Origin of the sequence: Providencia sp. PROV200 (assembly GCF_049901995.1) — a bacterium.
Taxonomy (GTDB): Bacteria; Pseudomonadota; Gammaproteobacteria; order Enterobacterales; family Enterobacteriaceae; genus Providencia; species Providencia rettgeri_E.
Map to the genome: position 1 here is coordinate 3,373,070 of NZ_CP096307.1, position 19,602 is coordinate 3,392,671.

Annotated in this window: 13 protein-coding genes and 3 tRNA genes; 6 read left to right on the plus strand and 10 right to left on the minus strand. The window is 39.8% G+C overall.

Features of this window, described 5'->3' with window-relative positions:
• Nucleotides 1-15: 15 nt before the first annotated feature.
• Genes rlmM through M1E86_RS15465 form a run of 3 tightly spaced genes read right to left on the minus strand, consistent with a single transcriptional unit; the run spans nucleotide 16 to nucleotide 2,476 of the window.
• On the minus strand, nucleotides 16-1,119 hold the full coding sequence (gene rlmM, locus M1E86_RS15455) for a 23S rRNA (cytidine(2498)-2'-O)-methyltransferase RlmM (protein ID WP_125890299.1): 1,104 nt from the start codon (nucleotides 1,117-1,119) through the stop codon (nucleotides 16-18).
• On the minus strand, nucleotides 1,112-1,507 hold the full coding sequence (locus M1E86_RS15460; protein WP_125890300.1) for a DUF423 domain-containing protein: 396 nt from the start codon (nucleotides 1,505-1,507) through the stop codon (nucleotides 1,112-1,114). Before M1E86_RS15460 ends, rlmM begins: the two co-directional genes overlap by 8 nt.
• Nucleotides 1,508-1,534: 27 nt before the next feature.
• Nucleotides 1,535-2,476, minus strand: coding sequence for a transcriptional regulator GcvA (locus M1E86_RS15465; protein WP_102139949.1), 942 nt, complete (start codon nucleotides 2,474-2,476; stop codon nucleotides 1,535-1,537).
• Between the two features lie 708 nt (nucleotides 2,477-3,184).
• Here M1E86_RS15465 and csdA point away from each other — a divergent pair.
• Both csdA and csdE read left to right on the plus strand, forming a co-directional pair.
• Nucleotides 3,185-4,390, plus strand: coding sequence for a cysteine desulfurase CsdA (gene csdA / locus M1E86_RS15470; RefSeq protein WP_213913032.1), 1,206 nt, complete (start codon nucleotides 3,185-3,187; stop codon nucleotides 4,388-4,390).
• 18 nt (nucleotides 4,391-4,408) lie between these two features.
• Nucleotides 4,409-4,867, plus strand: coding sequence for a cysteine desulfurase sulfur acceptor subunit CsdE (gene csdE, locus M1E86_RS15475; RefSeq protein ID WP_125890302.1), 459 nt, complete (start codon nucleotides 4,409-4,411; stop codon nucleotides 4,865-4,867).
• 41 nt (nucleotides 4,868-4,908) lie between these two features.
• Here the strand turns inward: csdE and tcdA are convergent, their stop codons facing one another.
• Entirely contained in the window at nucleotides 4,909-5,724 is an 816-nt protein-coding gene (gene tcdA / locus M1E86_RS15480; RefSeq protein WP_125890303.1) for a tRNA cyclic N6-threonylcarbamoyladenosine(37) synthase TcdA, read from the minus strand.
• A gap of 36 nt (nucleotides 5,725-5,760) precedes the next feature.
• On the minus strand, nucleotides 5,761-6,876 hold the full coding sequence (gene mltA, locus M1E86_RS15485) for a murein transglycosylase A (RefSeq protein WP_248466945.1): 1,116 nt from the start codon (nucleotides 6,874-6,876) through the stop codon (nucleotides 5,761-5,763).
• Between the two features lie 232 nt (nucleotides 6,877-7,108).
• On the opposite strand from mltA, the gene M1E86_RS15490 reads away from it, so the two are divergent.
• The 3 genes from M1E86_RS15490 (at nucleotide 7,109) to M1E86_RS15500 (ending at nucleotide 7,417) form a co-directional block, all read left to right on the plus strand.
• Nucleotides 7,109-7,185: transfer RNA gene (locus M1E86_RS15490), tRNA-Met, on the plus strand.
• Nucleotides 7,186-7,245: 60 nt separating this feature from the next.
• Nucleotides 7,246-7,322, plus strand: a tRNA-Met gene (locus M1E86_RS15495).
• An 18-nt stretch (nucleotides 7,323-7,340) separates the two neighbouring features.
• A tRNA-Met gene (locus M1E86_RS15500) sits at nucleotides 7,341-7,417 on the plus strand.
• Between the two features lie 135 nt (nucleotides 7,418-7,552).
• Here the strand turns inward: M1E86_RS15500 and amiC are convergent.
• Nucleotides 7,553-8,803 carry an N-acetylmuramoyl-L-alanine amidase AmiC gene (gene amiC, locus M1E86_RS15505; RefSeq protein WP_213913033.1) on the minus strand — a complete coding sequence of 417 codons (1,251 nt, stop codon included), beginning with the start codon at nucleotides 8,801-8,803 and terminating at the stop codon, nucleotides 7,553-7,555.
• 362 nt (nucleotides 8,804-9,165) lie between these two features.
• Between amiC and argA the strand changes: the two genes are divergently transcribed.
• Nucleotides 9,166-10,509 (plus strand): amino-acid N-acetyltransferase, encoded by a 1,344-nt coding sequence (gene argA, locus M1E86_RS15510; protein WP_213913034.1) that lies wholly within the window; start codon nucleotides 9,166-9,168, stop codon nucleotides 10,507-10,509.
• Nucleotides 10,510-10,612: 103 nt separating this feature from the next.
• On the opposite strand, the gene M1E86_RS15515 is transcribed toward argA, so the two are convergent.
• Genes M1E86_RS15515 through ptrA form a run of 4 tightly spaced genes read right to left on the minus strand, consistent with a single transcriptional unit; the run spans nucleotide 10,613 to nucleotide 19,585 of the window.
• Nucleotides 10,613-11,182 (minus strand): hypothetical protein, encoded by a 570-nt coding sequence (locus M1E86_RS15515; protein ID WP_213913035.1) that lies wholly within the window; start codon nucleotides 11,180-11,182, stop codon nucleotides 10,613-10,615.
• Nucleotides 11,183-11,235: 53 nt separating this feature from the next.
• On the minus strand, nucleotides 11,236-13,083 hold the full coding sequence (gene recD, locus M1E86_RS15520; protein WP_426099151.1) for an exodeoxyribonuclease V subunit alpha: 1,848 nt from the start codon (nucleotides 13,081-13,083) through the stop codon (nucleotides 11,236-11,238).
• Nucleotides 13,083-16,691 (minus strand): exodeoxyribonuclease V subunit beta, encoded by a 3,609-nt coding sequence (gene recB, locus M1E86_RS15525; protein WP_213913036.1) that lies wholly within the window; start codon nucleotides 16,689-16,691, stop codon nucleotides 13,083-13,085. The genes recD and recB overlap by 1 nt, the downstream gene beginning before the upstream one ends.
• A complete protein-coding gene (gene ptrA / locus M1E86_RS15530; RefSeq protein ID WP_319862135.1) occupies nucleotides 16,688-19,585 on the minus strand; it encodes a pitrilysin in 2,898 nt (965 codons plus the stop codon). The genes recB and ptrA overlap by 4 nt, the downstream gene beginning before the upstream one ends.
• Nucleotides 19,586-19,602 lie beyond the last annotated feature (17 nt).

Sequence of the window (19,602 nt, forward strand, 5' to 3'; positions counted from 1 at the left end):
AGCTGATTTTATGGATTAATAATACTCGCGTGCCATTGGATTTGCCGACCATATCCTCATCACATGTACAGTCACTTCTTCGCGGTCATGATAAAGCTGTTTCGCTTGAATCAACACATTAACGCCTTGCTCTTTAAGCTGTGTTTTCATCTTTTCTAAGATATGTGAAACTTCTTCATAGCGCTTTTTCATCGGCAATTTTAAGTTAAAAATGGCCTCTCGGCACCAACCTTGTGCAAGCCACTCCGTCATTAACGCAGCAACTTTAGCCGGTTTTTCGACCATATCACAGACTAACCACGTAATATTGTGGGACGTTGGTTTAAATTTAAACCCATCTTCACGGTGATGCTTAACTTGCCCTGTATCCATAAGGCTTTCCGCCATTGGGCCGTTATCTACAGCATCCACCATCATACTACGTTTTACCAATTGATAAGTCCATCCACCTGGACATGCACCAAGATCGACTGCTTTCATTCCGCTCGCTAAACGCTCTTCCCACTCTTCATAAGGAATAAAGACATGGAAAGCTTCCTCAAGTTTTAAGGTTGAACGGCTCGGCGCATCCGATGGGAATTTTAACCTTGGGATCCCCATATAGAAATTTGAACTATTATTGGTATATGAATACCCGGTATAGCAACAACCTGGGGCAATAAAGAACACATGAATAACGGGCCGCTTAAAGTTTTCTAGTGGCAATAAGATTTTTTCTTTGCGTAATGCATTACGCAAAGGTACCGTAAACTTACGGCAAAATTTCAGCAGCTCTTTCGATTCGTTGGTATCAGCAACTTCAACACGGATATCACCTGCCCGCGCAACTTGCTGACTCAATGCATTTACAATCGGAGTAATACGGTCTTCAGGCGGTAAGTCCTTAAGTAAGTCTCCTATTACAATCATTTGACGAGCAAAAATTAATTCTCGAAAAGGCAACGTCCGTGCGAGTGTGTCGGCATCTTCTGCTTGATAACACTCAAAAATAACATAACCACTATTTTCTTTTACGCGGGCAAAACCATAAATCTCTTTTTGCCCTGCTTTATCTGTAATCTCTGCTGCACATTCTTTTTCAAAGCCTGGACGGCAATATAGTGCAATTTTATTACTCATTGCGTGACGCCGATTTCCTTAGACGCATAGCGCCAATAACCACTAACAGCCAACCAATTAGGAAACATACACCACCTATTGGCGTAAAATAAGAGAAGTATTTTACCTGCAATAGTGCCATACAATAAAGGCTACCGCTAAAAAGAAGTATTCCAACAGAGAAAAACACACCTGACCAATAGAACCATAGGATAATTTTACGCAATAAAACAGCCCCAAGCACCATCAGTGCTACAGTATGCAGCATTTGATAACGTAGCCCTATTTCAATCCAGTCCATTTGATGGACACTCATAATTGACGATAACGCATGCGAACCAATAGCTCCGAAAGCCACAGTAAAGAAGCCACTAATTCCAGCGAAAATTAACATCAAACGACTATTCACAGTAACACCTTTTATTTAAATACTTGATTACTGAATAAGCGCCACATCTTGGTCACCCGTAATAAAGCCTAATTTCTCTTGTTCACTTGCTGCCTGCCCAAGGATCCATTGGCGAAATGCAGCTATTTTTCCTAAATCTGCCTGATTTTCTTGGCAAACTAGGTAGAAAGCGTTTTTACTAACTAATACCTCACTAAAGGGACAAACTAAGCGCCCTGCGTCAATTTCATTTTTGGCCATAACATTATTCGTTAATGCAACCCCCTGACCATGAACAGCAGCTTGAATCACCATAGCACTATGACTAAAAATAGGGCCTTGCTGTACATTGACTACATTTTGTAACTCTAGTTGCTTAACATATGCTTGCCAGTCTCTTCGTGAAGAATCGTGAAGTAACGTATGTTTTGCTAGATCTTCAGGAACTTTTAGTTGGCTATCCCCAGTTAATAAAGATGGTGAACAGACTGGCATTAAATATTCAGCATAAAGCCTATCTGTTCTTAATCCTGGCCAATTACCCTTACCGTAGAAAATAGCGACATCAACGTCATCAGCCAATTTATCTTCTTCTCTATCTACAGCTTGGATCCGCACATCAATTCCTGGGTAGGCTTGATTAAAGCCTGAAAGCCTTGGTACCAGCCACTGAATCGCAAAACTTGGGGATAAACTCACTGTTAATGCTCCCTTCGCGCTCCTTGCCTGTAGCTTACGTGTCGCCTCATTTAAAGAAGAAAAAATTTCTTTAATATCAAGGTAATAACTTTGTCCCTCTTCTGTCAACAACAATGACCGATTGCGTCGACGAAATAATTTCAACCCAAGGAAATCCTCCAAACTTTTCATTTGGTGGCTAACGGCCGCTTGAGTGACAAATAATTCTTCTGCTGCCTTAGTAAAACTTAAATGACGAGCTGCAGCGTCAAAGACTCTCAGTGCATTTAGGGGCGGTAATCTTTTAGACATAATCACTTCTACTTGGCATCTTGTTATGCATTAGTTTTTTTCATCCGAAGCATTATAATTTGTCCCTTGAGGATACGCTAGTAAATACCTATAGTATGCACACTTCCTAAGCCGGAACGAAAAGTTACAGAGTTTAGTTACTTTGAAACTTTTGGCTTTGTGGTTGTGATGTTGTGTTTGCAAGTTGTCTGGTTGAACCAGACCTTTGTAGCTTTAGCTACTGTTTTTTCACTTCCTGTACATTTACCCTGTCTGTCCATAGTGATTTTATATAGTGCACCGCCAACACGCGGTGCTTTTTTTTACTCTTTTTTTACTCTTTTTTTAATGTCATTTCGGTATTTACTTAAGCAATTTAACTTAATAAATACAAATATCTATAGATAAATACAAGTGTACAGAAAAAACTTTCAGTAAGATATTTAAGATAAATCTTGAAAATTATTTACTAAGCACTTAAAAAAATAAATTTATACGTAAAAGGCGTTGCATTGTAATGCAAAACACTGAATCATCTTGAAACCACATCTAGAATAATTACCAACAATTAATACCAAACGTAACAAAATATTTCAATGTTTAGATTAAAAAATGATGGGTTTAAATTAATCAGAAAATAACTATAAATGTACTAATAAATGTACAATCAGCAATACAGCACTCAGTAATTCAAATTACCTTGAAATTTTGACTAAAAAGAAAATACTCATGGATCATTTTAGCGACACCACATTTCGCCTCGCCTTTCCAGCGATAGACTCGTCAACACTATTTTTTGATAGTGCCGCCACTGCACTGAAACCTATTGCCATGATCAATGCATCAAATGACTACTACCGCTTGTCGGGCAGTTCGGTATACCGAGGGCAGTCACCTGAATCATTAAAATTAACACGTGATTATGAGCAGGGGCGAATTCGTGCTGCAAAATATATTCGTGCTTCAAGTGAAAGAAATATTATTTGGACACGCGGGACAACAGAATCAATTAATTTAATTACACAAGGTTATTTTCGCTCAACATTACAACCTGATGATGAAATTATTGTTAGTGAAATAGAACATCATTCAAATTTATTACCATGGATTATGCTTTCACAGCAAACCGGTGCAAAAATTATAAAATGGCCAGTTGAAAAAAACCTGACATTGAGCATTGATGTACTCAAATCTAAATTATCAGAAAAAACGAAGGTGATCGCTATTACGCAAATGTCCAATGTAACTGGGTATCAGCCAGATATACAGACAGTCACCCAACTTGCCCACCAAATCGGAGCTCTCGTCGTTGTTGATGGTGCACAAGGTGTCGTCCATAGCCCTATTAATGTCAGTGATCTGAATATCGATTTCTATGTATTTTCAGCACATAAGTTATATGGACCCACAGGGCTTGGGGTTTGCTATGCAAAAACAGAACTGTTAGAGCGAATGTCCCCTTGGCATGGTGGCGGTAAAATGCTGACTCACGTCACATTTGATAATTTTACACTTGCTCCTATTCCCCAACGGTTCGAAGCAGGGACACCGAATATTGCTGGAGTAATTGCCTTTTCAGCTGTCCTAGAGTGGCTGGAAGAGACAAATTTAACACTAGCAGAAACATATACTTGCTCATTAACCGAATATGCAACTAAAAAACTATCGGCACTTCCCGGCTTTATTAGCTATAGTGTGCCACATTCTCCTTTGCTATCATTTAACTTCAAAGATGTTCATCATAGTGATCTGGGAGCCCTCTTGACCGAGCAAAATATTGCACTACGCTATGGTCAACACTGCACCCAACCATTAATGGATGCATTAAATATAAGTGGCTGCTTGCGTATCTCAATGATGCCTTACAACAACCTGCAAGATGTCGATAAATTTATTGACGCAGTCACCGTTTCACTTTCTATACTCAATGAATAAATCAATAAAGGAAGCCTAATGACTTCGACTAACCATGAACTTGCTCCGCACCCATTCGGTACAGAGATTAAAATTCAAGAAATAGTTGAACAGTTTTCCACACATAAAGCATGGGAAGATAAATATCGTTTGTTAATTCAATTGGCGAGAAAACTGCCTGTATTGTCTGATGATGAAAAGCTGCAAACTCAAGAGGTTAAAGGCTGTGAAAACCGAGTTTGGATTGGAGCGCTTCTCAATGATGATGAAACATTTCATTTTTATGGGGATAGTGAAGGCCGAGTGGTGAAAGGGTTATTTGCCATTTTATTAGCGGCAATAGAGCAAAAAACAGCAAAAGAGATCATGGAAATTGATTTTAATAACTTATTAGCTCAAACCGGCTTACCTAACCAACTCAGCGAATCCCGCCAAAATGGTATTCAATCACTCATTACTGCAATTCAAAATATTGCCAATGAAATGACACCTGCGTAATTCATTGGATGAGGCTATCTATCGCAATAGCCTCATTCACTTTACAGATTTTCCATTTCCCGTTGTGATTTTGCTATCATCTTTTTAAGTGCATGTGAGACAGCAATAAACCCAAAACTCGCCGTAACCATAGTCACTGCCCCAAAGCCTGAAGCGCAGTCCATGCGCTTAGAACCATCCGCAGTACTTTTTGCCGCACATACCGTGCCATCACTTTGTGGATACATAAGCTGCTCGGTAGAAAAAACACAATCAATCCCAAGCTTTCCTTTTCCATTTTTAACGACGTTAAAATCAGATTTTAAGCGTTCTCGCAACTTAGCCGCTAATGGGTCTTGGATAGTCTTAGCCAAGTCTGCCACTTGAATTTTTGTTGGGTCGATTTGCCCACCAGCCCCACCAGTGGTGATAATAGGTATTTTAAAGCGCCTACAATACGCTAGCAACGCAGCTTTAGGTCTTACGCTATCAATGGCATCAATAACATAATCAAACCCTGTACTAAGGTAATGAGCGACATTATCAACCGTAATAAAGTCATCAATAACATTCACTACACATTCAGGATTAATGTCTAGAATACGATTTCTCATCACATCAACTTTTGGCTGCCCAACAGTCGACTTGATGGCATGTAATTGACGATTAGTATTAGTCACACAGATATCATCCATATCAATCAATGTGATGCACCCAATACCTGAACGTGCAAGCGCCTCCGCGGCCCAAACACCGACCCCACCAACCCCAATGACACAAACATGGGAACGTGCAAAAAGATGAAGAGCATGTTGCCCATATAAACGCCCGATCCCAGCAAAACGCTGCATCCAAGCATCAGAAAGCTTAGCTTGCATAATAACGAATAACCTCAGTTAAACCTGTAACTACAGTCAACCAAATAGCGGCTGGCTTTTTTTCAGCACCCAAACTCGCCCATAATGATTATAAAAACCGGCCATTTTCCCAGCGTCATGGCCTATACCATGGTAAATATCAAAATGATGCCCTTTAATTGCACCACCGACATCCAAGGCTATCATCATACGCATTTCGTACTGCCCCGTAAATTTCCCATTATTATCTAATACAGGGATTTCCGCGAGTAAGGCTGTACCCGGTGGAATGAGAGTTTTATCTGATGCAACGGATGCCTTCGCAATTAAAGGAACTGCACTTGCTCCTCTAACAGGGACAAATGATTGCGGTTTAAAAAAGACAAATGACGGGTTTTCTTCTAAAAGTTGGCGAACTTCTTGCTCGCTGTGCTGATTAGTCCAATCATGGATAGCTTGCAATGACATCTGGCTTAGAGGAACCTCACCGCGATCTACCAGCACTTTTCCGATACTTTTATAGGCGTGACCATTTTTACCTGCATAACCAAAGAAATTCAGTGGGCTGCCATCCCCAAAATCAACATAGCCACTTCCCTGAACTTCCATCATGAAATTTTCAACGGGGGAATTACTATAAGCTAAAATTAAATTATCACTCAGGGCACCGTTATAAATCGCTGCTCGGCTAGGTAAACGTTTTTTTCCTTTTGGGGGCATTCCGTACAGCGGATAACGAAATTCACCTTGTGCCATACGACGTGCCTCAATCACAGGTGTGTAATACCCTGTAAATTGTACGTTTCCATAATTATCGGCACCTTCCATTTGAAAAGCGGTTAAATTGAAATTTGCCAATTGAGCTGGATCTCCCCCCGCCATCAACCAATTTTCTATGGCATGGTAAGCATCATTGTTATTTTTAAACAGCCGTGGTGATGCATTTTTAATTTCATTAACCTGTTTATTAAAATCTGGCGCATTAATTGGTCGCCCCTGTACATTCACTTGATTTACTTTTTGTAAATCTTGCACTAAGCGGCCATCTTTATATTGTTGGCCTTTATCCGTTGGATGAGTTTGGCACCCAGCTAATAAAGAAAGAAATATACTAGTTACAAACCATTTCTTTAGTGTTTGTTTATTGACGATTTTTATTAGCTCTATATTCATACTCTACCACCCAGATAAATCCAACAATCCAATATGAAACGCACAATAGCAAACCCCATTAGGGAATGAAACGTGTAAATATATTTAGAGTGGTTATTTTCATTCACCAACTCATCAAAGTGTAAAAAACAGCCAGACAGAACAAATTTTGTTCTGTAAATGCTAAATTTTGAAAAAAAAACACGAAAAAACTTGCATCAGATCTCATCCCGAGTATAGTGCCCGCATCGGACGCGGGGTGGAGCAGCTTGGTAGCTCGTCGGGCTCATAACCCGAAGGTCGTTGGTTCAAATCCAGCCCCCGCAACCAATTACTGATTAAATCAGTAAAGTCACAAAAATCTGCAGTATAAAGTCGTAAAAATTCAGTCGCGGGATGGAGCAGCATGGTAGCTCGTCGGGCTCATAACCCGAAGGTCGTTGGTTCAAATCCAGCTCCCGCAACCAATTTTTTACCTCTTCAGTCGCGGGGTGGAGCAGCATGGTAGCTCGTCGGGCTCATAACCCGAAGGTCGTTGGTTCAAATCCAGCCCCCGCAACCAATTTATTTGTATATTCTTTCTGATCCCATCACCTTTTTTAATCCCACTGTAAAACACTATTTTTAACCATCCATAAAAAATAAAAAAAGGCGATTCACATACGTTCATCACCTTTCTTAATCTGTTTAAAATTAACTAATTGCGGATCGCTAATTCACCACCGTTACGAAAATAAGCTTTAACGCCTTCAAAAATGGATTCTGCCATTTGCTGTTGGAATTTCGCTGTTTTTAATTTTTTCTCTTCTTCCAAATTACTAATAAAAGCGGTTTCGACTAAAATCGACGGGATCTCAGGTGCTTTAAGTACCGCAAACCCGGCTTGGTCAACTTTGTTCTTATGCAGTTTGTTAACCCTCCCCATGCGTTTTAGCACCTCATCACCAAATTTCAAACTGTCATTTATTGTCGCAGTTTGCACAAGGTCAAACATCGTATGGTCAAGATACACATCACCACTTTTACTCACTCCGCCCACTAAGTCCGCTTCGTTTTGTGTTTGGGCAAGGTAACGAGCCGTATTACTGGTCGCACCTTTCGTCGATAGCGCAAAAACAGAAGAGCCTCGGGCTGAACGATTAGTAAATGCATCCGCATGAATTGAAACGAATAAATCTGCCTGCATTTTACGCGCTTTCGCCACTCGGACTTTTAACGGAATAAAGACATCTTCATTGCGTGTCATATAGGAGCGCATTTTAGGGTCTTTATCTATCAAAGCTTTTAACCGCCGTGCAATCTGTAAAACCACATCTTTTTCACGTGTCTTGTATTTACCTACCGCACCAGGGTCTTCACCACCATGTCCAGGGTCGATCATAATAATAATTGGGCGATCCGTCCCTGCTTTCCCAGGCTTTTTCGCTTGAGCAGGCATGCTTTCTTCAAGATCGCCTTTATTATAATCCTCAAGTAATGCCAATAGAGGATCATCATTGGTCTCCACGCCTTTACCTGGATAAAAATCGAGAACCAAACGGTGCTTAAACTCCGCGACAGGGGTCATTGAAAAGAATTGAGGGCTGACTTTATTTTTAACTTCAAATACCAAGCGAACCGTTTTCGGATCAAATTGCCCAACTCGAACCAATTTGAGGTAAGGATCACGTGTTTGGATTTGGGTTCCCATATCCTTCAATACATTATTTAACTGCACCCCTTCAAGATCGACCACAATACGCTCAGGGTTATTAAGCACAAACTGACGGTACTTCAATGGAGTACTAGATTCCAATGTAACTCGAGTATAGCTCGATGCTGGCCAAATGCGCACAGCCACCACGCTGCTACTCGCAGAAAAACCGAATGGGCTAATGCTCAGTAACATAACTGCTGCTGCGCCTTGAATAAAACGACGCTTCGATGGGTTGTGATCTTGGTGACTCATCAATAATTCCGAACCTAGAACTGAGAAATAAAGTGATTTTAGGATAATTGCTAATAGTTAGCCTTGAAATATGCACTCTAACTAATCATTTGCACTCTGTCATTAAGAATATATCAAAGCATCTATAGAGTTACAGACATGAGTATAACCTAATCATACTGAGAGAAAATATTTGTGAGTGACTTTCTGTGTCAATTTTATGCAAATTAGTTTTTATAGAGTATATCGAGTTAAGTTTAGAGATATGTAAATGTAAAAAATAAAAATGTGACTTTTTTTATCCCATCTTTTACTTGATATTTACCGACAAAAAGAATAAAAATACAATATTAACGAATAAAAATTCAATTAAGAGGGTTGTTATGAAAGAGCGCAGCACCGAGTTGGTTGATGAGTTTCGCCATTCGGTCCCTTATATAAACGCCCACCGCGGCAAAACATTTATTATTATGCTTGGTGGTGAAGCGATTGCGCATGAAAATTTTCCTAGTATAGTCAATGATATAGGATTATTACATAGTTTAGGCATCCGAATTATTGTCGTTTATGGCGCTAGGCCTCAAATTGAGGATATTTTAGCAGAGCACCAATATGACGCGGTTTATCATAAACATACTCGCGTAACAGATTCGAATACTCTTGAATATGTAAAACAAGCTTCAGGCGCTTTACAATTAGATATCACAGCTCGGTTATCTATGAGCTTAGGTAATACCCCACTTCAAGGTGCACACATTAATGTGGTTAGTGGTAATTTCGTTATTGCTCAACCTCTAGGCGTTGACGATGGTATTGATTATTGCCACAGCGGTAGGATCCGCCGTATTAATGAAGATGCCATTAATAATCAGTTAGATAATGGTTCAATTGTGTTAATTGGCCCGGTTGCCGTTTCAGTCACCGGGGAAAGTTTTAATCTGACCTCCGAAGAAATTGCCACTCAGTTGGCAGTAAAAATGAAAGCGGAAAAACTGATCGGTTTTTGCTCTTCTCAAGGTGTCACAGACAAAGAAGGCAATATTTTGTCTGAATTATTCCCAAATGAAGCAGAAAGCCGTATTCAAGAACTTGAATCTGAAGGTGATTACTATTCAGGAACAGTGCGTTTTTTACGCGGAGCCGCAAAAGCTTGCCGCCGAGGTGTCCGCCGTAGCCACCTATTGAGTTACCAAGAGAATGGCTCATTGATTCAAGAGTTATTCTCTCGTGATGGTATTGGTACCCAAATCGTCATGGAAAGCGCGGAACAAATCCGCCGTGCAAACATTAATGATATTGGTGGAATATTAGAGCTTATTCGCCCATTAGAGCAACAAGGGATTTTAGTTAGACGTTCACGCGAGCAATTAGAAATGGAAATTGATAAATTTACTATTATTGAACGTGATAGCTTAGTGATCGCTTGTGCAGCGCTTTACCCTTATCCAGAAGAAAAACTAGGTGAAATGGCTTGTGTCGCTGTTCATCCCGATTACCGAAGTTCATCTAGAGGAGAGGAGTTACTGCACCGTGTCGCTGTACAAGCGAAACAATTTGGCTTAGATAAACTATTTGTCCTGACAACTCGTAGTATCCATTGGTTTCAAGAGCGTGGTTTTACCCCTGCAGAGATTGAAATGTTACCAATGAAAAAGCAGGCTTTATATAACTACCAACGTCGATCTAAGATATTGATTTTAGACCTAAAAAACCAATCTGATAAGTAAACATTAACGTCTTTAGCATAATGGCTGTTTCATTACTTACTTTAGCCCAAACTATACAAGGATGCATAGTTTGGGTCGTAGCTTTAAAACTAGGGAATAGCCGCTAAGCTATCTGAATAACTCTAGCTTTCTCGCACAAAGGAATGGAATCTAAATGTGGTTGGATTGCCGCTTTCATCTCAGCGAAAGAAGTACCATAAAAATAAAATGCGGTTTCTGTCGGACCATCCCAAACGCCATGAATACTCCCAATATCTTCCACAGCGTCATCTAGAACATCGAACACTTCACTGATATCCCCGTTTTCATAAACGTCATCGGCGAGTTCTGTCCCGTTGAAATAAATAGCCATACCTTCATCTGAACCAAAATCGATTCGAACATCTTCACCATGAATAAATAAACGAGAGCCTTTTGGAGCTAACATTGAGGAAAAAAGTTGAATAATTAAACTGATATTTTCGTCACTCGCCTCTTCAAGTGCTATTTCTATATCACATTCCTGCGCTTCACCATTATCACCTAATAATGTCCCACCGCCTGTGACATGGATATTTTTATCCATGCTTTTCATGACTTCATTAAATGCATCTTCTAAATCACCACGCCTAGTAGGCTCAAGCCTTGCATTTAATGTTACTGTAATTGCTGTCATTTCTTGCTGGTTATCCATCTCATTACCTTTACTTTAGGGTGAATTATTCACGTAACTTACAAATAAGTTAGTTATATTAATTGAGTCGCTAAACCGCTTCGTCGCTTAGTTGGCGTTTCAACGGCTCGACGTAATACTTTTGGGCTACCATAAAGAGATAGCTCTTTTTTAGCTCGAGTTATCGCTGTATACACAAGCTCACGTGTCATCACCGGAGAATATACATTTGGTAAAACCAATGCGGTATGAGCAAACTCCGAACCTTGTGATTTATGAACTGTCATTGCATAAGCTGTTTCATGCTGTGGAAGCCGGTTAGGTCGTACTCCACGAATAGTCCCATCTGGAAATTGGAAATAGGCTCTCAGTGCATTTTCTTCATCTGGTAAAATGATGCCTATATCCCCATTAAAAAGTCCTAATGGGCTATCATTACGGCTAATCATAATTGGCCGGCCTGCATAGTGCTTATTCAATAAATTATATGGACGATTTATTATCCCTTGCCTATGAAATAATTTTTCCAATTTATCATTAAGGCCAATAACGCCAAAAGGCCCTTCCCGCAGAGCCGTTAGTAACCGATATTGATTAAATTTTTTCAGAACTTGCTCAGGATCTTCTTTATCTTTAACCGCAAGTAGATATTCTTTATAATTTTCAGCGGCATCTAATAAAATTTGAGCGTAGTCATCCGCTGTTTCTTGAATATAACAATGCACATCTGGACGTTGTTGATTTAGTAATTGTTGAACTCGAGAAACATTGCCTTCATTTACAGCAAAAGCGAGTTGGCCAATCCCTGAATCTGCAGAAAAACGGTAACTTTTACGCAGTAAACATAGGTTATCACGAATAATTGGGCCGTTTGGTGATGCATAAGCTGCAACAGAATACCCTGTTAGCGCCGAAAGTTGAGATGCTCGTTCTATGCTATAACCGTTATCAGCAAACTGACAAATATCCCCTAACACAGCACCTGCTTCGACAGAAGCGAGTTGATCTTTATCACCTAGAAATATTAATTTTGCATTTTCAGGCAGTGACTCAAGTAGTTTGCTCATCATGGGTAAATCTACCATTGAGGCTTCATCAACAATGAGTACATCAAGAGATAAACGGTTGTCTCGGTTATAACGAAACTGCTGACTTTCAGGTTGAGCCCCTAATAAACGGTGTAATGTTTTGGCATGATTAGGCAAAACAGCGCGTTCTGCATCGGTTAAAGGCATCTTTTTCATCGCCTCACCTAGAGATTCCGTCAACCTAGCAGCCGCCTTACCCGTTGGAGCTGCCAGCTCTATTCTAATTTTGTGGTGAAGTTTGGCTTCAAGCTTAATTAATGCGGCAAGGATACGTGCAACCGTTGTTGTTTTTCCCGTCCCTGGCCCCCCTGATATGATTGACACCTTGCTGGTTACAGCAACTGCTGCTGCAATTTTTTGCCAATCAATATCATCAGTAGTGGGAAATAAATTATCTAGTATTTCCTTGATTTGAATATTATTTTGCTTCTCTATTGATGTGTTAGAGAAAAACTTTGCAACATGTTGCTCATATTGCCACATCCGTTGAAAATATAAGTATTCCCCTGAAAGTATTAAAGGCGAGACCTGGTTTTCTGTTGATAGCGACACTGCATTTGCTTGTTTGAGCGTTTGATAAAGTACTTGTTCGCTCGGCTCCCCCATTTTCTGCCAAAATTCAACGGCTAATTCAGGATGCCTCCCTGCAAATAACTTTTCAGGTACAACATCGGCCAATGCTAAGCAAACGTGCCCAGCCATAGTTTCTGCGCTAAGAAGTGCGGCAAGCATAAGTACTATCGGGTGCTTATCATCAGAAATACTGTAAGCAAATTGCACATCAAGAGGTGTGAAGATACGTAGCTCAATAGCCTGATTAAATAGGGATTTCATTAAACGTGTTCCCCTTGTTGAACATTTTTAAATAAGCTATCTAACGCTTCAATAAACGCCTCTACAGGACGATAAAAGAAAATACCGTTACTGGCGTTAACATCATCTACCCCTCTTAGAAATAAATAATAGACACCCCCAAAATGGGTTTCATAATCATAATTAGGCATTCTTTGCTTTAAGTAACGATGTAAAGCCAACGAATATAGTTGATATTGCAAATCATAGCGGTGGTCTATCATCGCTTCAGCCATGGCTTCTTGGGTATAAAAACTAGCATCTTCCCCTAGATAATTTGACTTATAATCAAGAAGGTAAAATTTACCTTTCCAGTAAAAGGTAAGGTCAATAAACCCTTTTAAAATTCCCTGGACTTTCTCAAAACTTAGTGGAGGACAACGTTGTGATAATGGGTCATATTGATGCGTTACCTTATCTAAATGACCTGCCCCCAATATTGACTCAATAGGAAGATAAAACTGCATCTCATCTAATTGGTCTTGAGGCCGTAAAGCAGATAAACATAACCCATCTTCTGATAGTGGTGCCTGTACAATAGCGTGTAGCCATTCTTGCAGCATTGGTGCCCACTGTAAGTCAAACCCAGAAGATTCAAGTTTTTCAGCCAACCATTCTTGCGAAACTGGTTCACTAAAGTCAATCTCTTCCATTAAGCTATGTAAAAATGTTCCGGGTGACGCACCTTTAGGAAATTGATGAGGAGTTAAAGTAAAAAACTCATCTTCCTGTTGTTCCACATCAACACTGGCCTCAACATCCATATTAGGAGCTAATGAATTAGCAAATTGCAATGCTGAAACTGATTCTTCTGCTTCAGTATGGCTTGAACCATAACTTAACCCCGAATAGCTGGTAACACGCCAGTGGTCATTAAAATGACGAGTCACTGCTCTTGCCGATAAGTTTATGCTATCATTTTGTTCTAATAGCAGGCGTTCCGACTTAGGTTGATTAATCACTGCAACATCAATAACGTCATTGCTAATTTCAGCCAACATTTCGTTTAAGAGTTGGTAATCACCAGCTTGTCCTTTTTGGATAACGTAACCCAGCGCAGATAAGTGTAAATCGGTTTCACCACTTTTTTTCCTGTTACCTTTAATTAATGGCGCAATACCGACACTACAGTGATAAATGGCCCTTGTGAGTGCCACATATAATAAACGTAGGTCTTCTGCCAAGCGTTCTTGGTCAGCTAAAGCCACATTTTCTTCGCTGTCATTTAAGTCTAGCCGTACCCCATAATCTGTTCTGTCGTGATATAAGCCTTTAGATTGAGGTAAAAAATTGCTTGCAAAAGGCAACCATACAATCTTGTATTCAAGGCCTTTAGATTTATGTATGGTACTGATCTGCACCAAATGTTTATCACTTTCAAGACGCATTTGCTGTACATCAGATTGATGATCAGGGTGGGCTATTTGTTGCGCTAGCCAACGAGTTAGTGTGTGCTCACCTTCAAGCTGTAATGACATTTCTTGCAGTAGTTCACCAATATGCATCACATCCATCAAACGGCGCTCTCCATCGGTGCCTGATAATAATGTTTCTGCAATTTTCCTCTGTGCCATGACCATTCTAAGCATGGGGAGCACACCTCGTTTTTGCCAAACCATCGCATAACGAGCAAATTCATCAACAATCTTTTCCCATGCTTTTTCATCATGGTTAAGGTCATCAATGTGTTTAGCAGTTAAACCCAATATCCCCGTCGCCAATGCACTGCGCAAAACACGTTCTTTTTCCGGTGTTAAAACTGCCTGTAGTAACCACAATAAATCTCTCGCTTCTGGCGTTGAAAATACACTCTCCCGATTAGATTGAAACACGGAGGGGATATTTAACCGATTTAAAGCATCACGAATTAATACGGCTTCGCGCCGACTGCGCACCAACACAGTGATATCAGAAGCTTCGACAGGTGTACGCGTTCCTTTGTTGTCAAAATAGCTACTACCTTGCAAACCGCCCTGCAAATATTGTGCGATTTGTACTGCACATTGTGAAGCTGTTGCTTGCTCGTATTCAGAAACGGAGACACCTTCTTCTTCCAATTGCCAAAATGTAAGCGCTTTGGTTTCTTCACCATTATGGATAAGTTTTTTACCGCTATTTTGCTTGGCAAAATTAACGGGTTGAAAAGGAATTTGTTCAAAAATAAAAGGTGACTGACAATGGCTAAATAGATGATTAATCGCTTCAACCATATTTTGTGATGAGCGAAAATTAGTCTCTAATGTATAGTGAGCGCTAACTTCATTTTTTGCTTCAATATAAGTGAAAATATCAGCGCCTCTAAAAGCATAAATAGCTTGTTTAGGGTCGCCAATAAAAAGTAATGCACTGTCATTAACTTCTCGGTAAATTCTTTGGAAAATACGATACTGCTGTGCATCTGTGTCTTGAAATTCATCTATCATCGCAACTGGAAAACGTTGTCTAATAGCCTGAGCTAAAAACTTTCCACTTTCTTGAGCAAGAGCATTGTCTAAACGGGTCAACAAATCATCAAACCCCATTTCACCACGGTTATGTTTTTCACCGCTAATTGCTGCCCTCACCTCTGAAATTGCCAGTGGAATAATTAGATCTTTCAGGGTTAATGATTGAGAAAGTAGCTCATCTATTCTTTGAAAAACAACATGCTCTGGCCCTGAGCCACTTTTTGATTTTTTATGTAGTACCGTTTGCGAGAAGCGTTCAAGATCTTTAGGCAGCTGATAATCTTCAGTTTCTTCTTGAGCCCATTCGCCAATTTTTATCAGCCATGCGGGTAGAAAACGCGTACTATAACTTCGTTTATCAACATCTGACTCAGCGATAAGCTTCTCAAAATCCGCTGAATTTTCTAACCATGCCGTTTTAACTGACTCAATTAACAAAATTAGCCGCTGATGCCGTTCTTCTAGGGTTTCTACTTGTTTCGGTTGGTTAATAATTAAAGGAATATCACCCTGTAAAAAAGGTTTAATCTCTGAAAGCAATGCTTCTGGACTATTCCACAGTGACTGAATAACTTTTGTCATGGAGTAATTCAGAGGATAAAAATGGCGACGCCAAAAGTCTGCACAGGCTTGTTTTTGTATAGGAAATTCATCTTGGATCATTGTTTGTTCAAACAATACTCCAGACTCAAATGCGTTATGAACTAGCATTCTTTGGCAAAAACCATGGATAGTATATATAGCGGCTTCATCCATTTGCCTTTCCGCATCCTGCAGCCATTGCGCAGCAAATTTTCTTTGGGACTCCCCCGAAAGCTCAGTTAATAATTCAAGGTATTCAGGCTGCGACTCGAAACCAACGCCATTTCTTAAGCAAGCCAAGCGCATATCGTGAATACGTTGACGAATACGCCCACGTAACTCATTTGTTGCAGCCTCTGTAAATGTTACAACTAAGATTTCTTCAACACTTAACGGCCTAGGAAACGCATTAGCGCCTCCCAAACCTAATAAAAGCCGCAGATAAAGTATACCAATTGTATATGTTTTACCTGTTCCCGCAGATGCTTCAATTAGCCGCTGCCCACGCAGAGGTAATGAAAAAACATTCAGTAATTGGGACTCTACCTGCACTTTATTCACTCAGCATCTTCCTTTATTGGTAAAATCTTTTGCAACTGAGAAGCTGTCGAGTAAAGCACCCAATCTTTTAGATGAGCATACCCCTCTTTAATATCAACTCCCTGGCCGATAACTTGGGAGCTAACAGCTAACCCTTTGTGTTTTATCACTGCATTTTCATAATACTCAATGACTTGCTCTTTTGTTGCAGTACCTAAAGTTGCAATCACTTTTTCACGAGTATCAAAACTGAAAATATTCCTAGAAAAATCAGATGAATAGCGACCTACTTCTTCATAAAATGTTTGCGGTGGCTGATTCATCTCAGTGATAATAGATTGTTTATATTGATTAAACTCATCTATCGGCAGCTTTTTCAATTTCTCTAATGCTTGAAGATAAAACTGTTGGTAACGCGTATTCAAGTAACTCGGTGTCTTGGCATTACTTTGAATCAAAAAGCCCATTCCCCACTGGTCACCCAACCCTGCTTTAAAAGCAAATACGGCGTAACCCAGCTGCTCATTGGTTCTTAATTGATCATAAAACCAAGGCTGAACCACTTTAGAAAGAATACCGGATAATACTGCACCATCGATGCGGCTATAACCGTCTGGAATAAAGATTTCTGCAAGCGCATTATCGGAGCTGTTCCCCTGTTTGTGGAAATCTGCTAGGTAATTTTTGTCAATTACGACAATATCGCCACGCCACCAATTGGTACCTTCGCTCTTTAATAGTTGCTGTGCATCTTTAATAGTTTTAATGCTTTGTGACTCAGTCATATTGCCAAAGACCAGAGCTTGTAATGCTGCGCTTTTAACTATCATTTCACGGTAGTTAGTGATGTCTTGTAGTGAAATTTTATCTAGCTCGGCTAAGCGCTGCTCTTGCTCAAAATAAGGCACACTATTAATACGCTGAAGCGGTTGCATAGCCAGCTCATAAGCTTTCGCATTATTGGCGACTTCAATTTGCTCTTTATACCAAGATTTTGCTTGAGCTAACTCTTGTTTCGTTGGCTCAAAATTCAGGTATAGCTTAGTCATGGATAAAAAGAGTTCAGGTAAATGTTGGGTGTAACCACTGGCATTTAATTGCAGGCCAACACCTTGGGAAACAGAGACCGACATGCCTGCTACAGATGCCTGATATTGCAATTCATCCATTTTCAATGAAGCAATATATTGTAGTAAAGAGCCAGTAACTTGCTCCTTGGCATTTTTATCTCCTTGATTAGAACGTAATGACAAGGTGATACTTGCCTTTGGCTCATCTGCAAAATATTGACTTGGCATATATAACACGCGCGTATTACCATCTTGATAGATGAATTCAGGGTGTTTATAAGCCTTATCAGCTTTAATTAATGACAAGTTATCAGCAATGTACGGGTTTAAAGTAGGTAGTTTGAAGTTCATTTTGGATTCTAAACTTGCCCACGTTTTAAACTGTTTTGCTGTGATCTTATTGACTTGATACGGTGCATCAACAAAATAAGCTTTTTTGTTATTCGGTTCGTTCGGACTAATAAACCAAATCCTCGCCTCTTGTGCAGTAAGCTCTGATAAACGTTGTTTAATCGCCTCAGGGTTATACTTATCAGCAATGTAATCTGAATCAAGGACATGGTTAACAGGAACATCAATCATTTGGTCTGATAACCATTCAATATAGTTCATATCCCTAACAATTGAGCCATAACGGAATGATAAATTAAGAACTTTTGCTATTTCATCAAAGTAACTTTTATTGACGCCATCATTCTTAATTAACTCAAGATAAGAAAAAATAGCTGCAATAATTTCATCTCTTTCTTGTAGCCCTTTATCAGTCAATGTGACATAAATAGAGAATGAACCATAGTTTCTATCTAAATTTGGGGTGGCAGAGGCGCTGATACCTTCAGCAAGCCCTTGCGATATTAACCAATCAGCCAATGTTCCTGGGCTTCTGTTACCAATTAAGTAACTAATATAGCTATCACTTTTGCTACGGAAGTCCGCCATATTATTTTTAATACTAAATTCAATTTGTATGGCTTTTTGTGGTTGAGCAGGCACATAGTGAATGATAATGCCTTTTTCGTTATCCGTTACTGCAGGGATATTAACAGCAGGAACACTGGCATTAAAATTAGGTATACGCCCAAATGTTTCCTGAGCAATATTTGCTAATGACTCAATAGATTGGTCGCCGTACAGCACTGCATTCATTAGATTTGCAGAATAATACCGCTTATAAAAACCCACTAGCTCATCTTGTAATTTGCTATTAGGTTTATCTTTCAGAGTCTCTAAATTTCCTCCAGAAAAACGTGAGTTTGGGTGCAACGGATTCAAAGTTTCAGAACGCACTTGCCACATACGCATCCCATCACGAGAACGTGCCATCGTGAGTTCTGCATTAACGGCATTACGTTCTCTATCGGCATTAATTGGGTCTAAAAGCGGGTCTGCTAATGCATCTGCAAGCCTATCCGTCGCTTCTTTCAATGCTCCATTTTCAACTTCAAAATAATAAGCTGTACGGTGCGATGCCGTGCTTGCATTATGGCTACCACCATGTTTTTGCAAAAACTCAGAGAAACTACTTGGCTCTGGGTACTTTTTGGAGCCCATTAAAACCATATGTTCTAAATAATGGGCTAACCCTAATTGGCTATTTGGGTTTTCAATACTACCAACAGGTATCGATACCGCAGCCAATGATTTAGTTGCTTTAGCGTCCGATACTAATAAAACCGTCATATCATTACTGAGTTTGATGGCTTTGTATTCCCTAGGGTCACTTTCACTTTTATTTACTGTTTCAGGCAAAACCTGCCAAAGTGGTTGTGCTGCAATAGCTTGACCACCGAAGAGAATTATCAGTAATAAAAATAGATGAGCGATATTTTTGGATAAATATTGCATCCTTTGGTGCTCTCCTG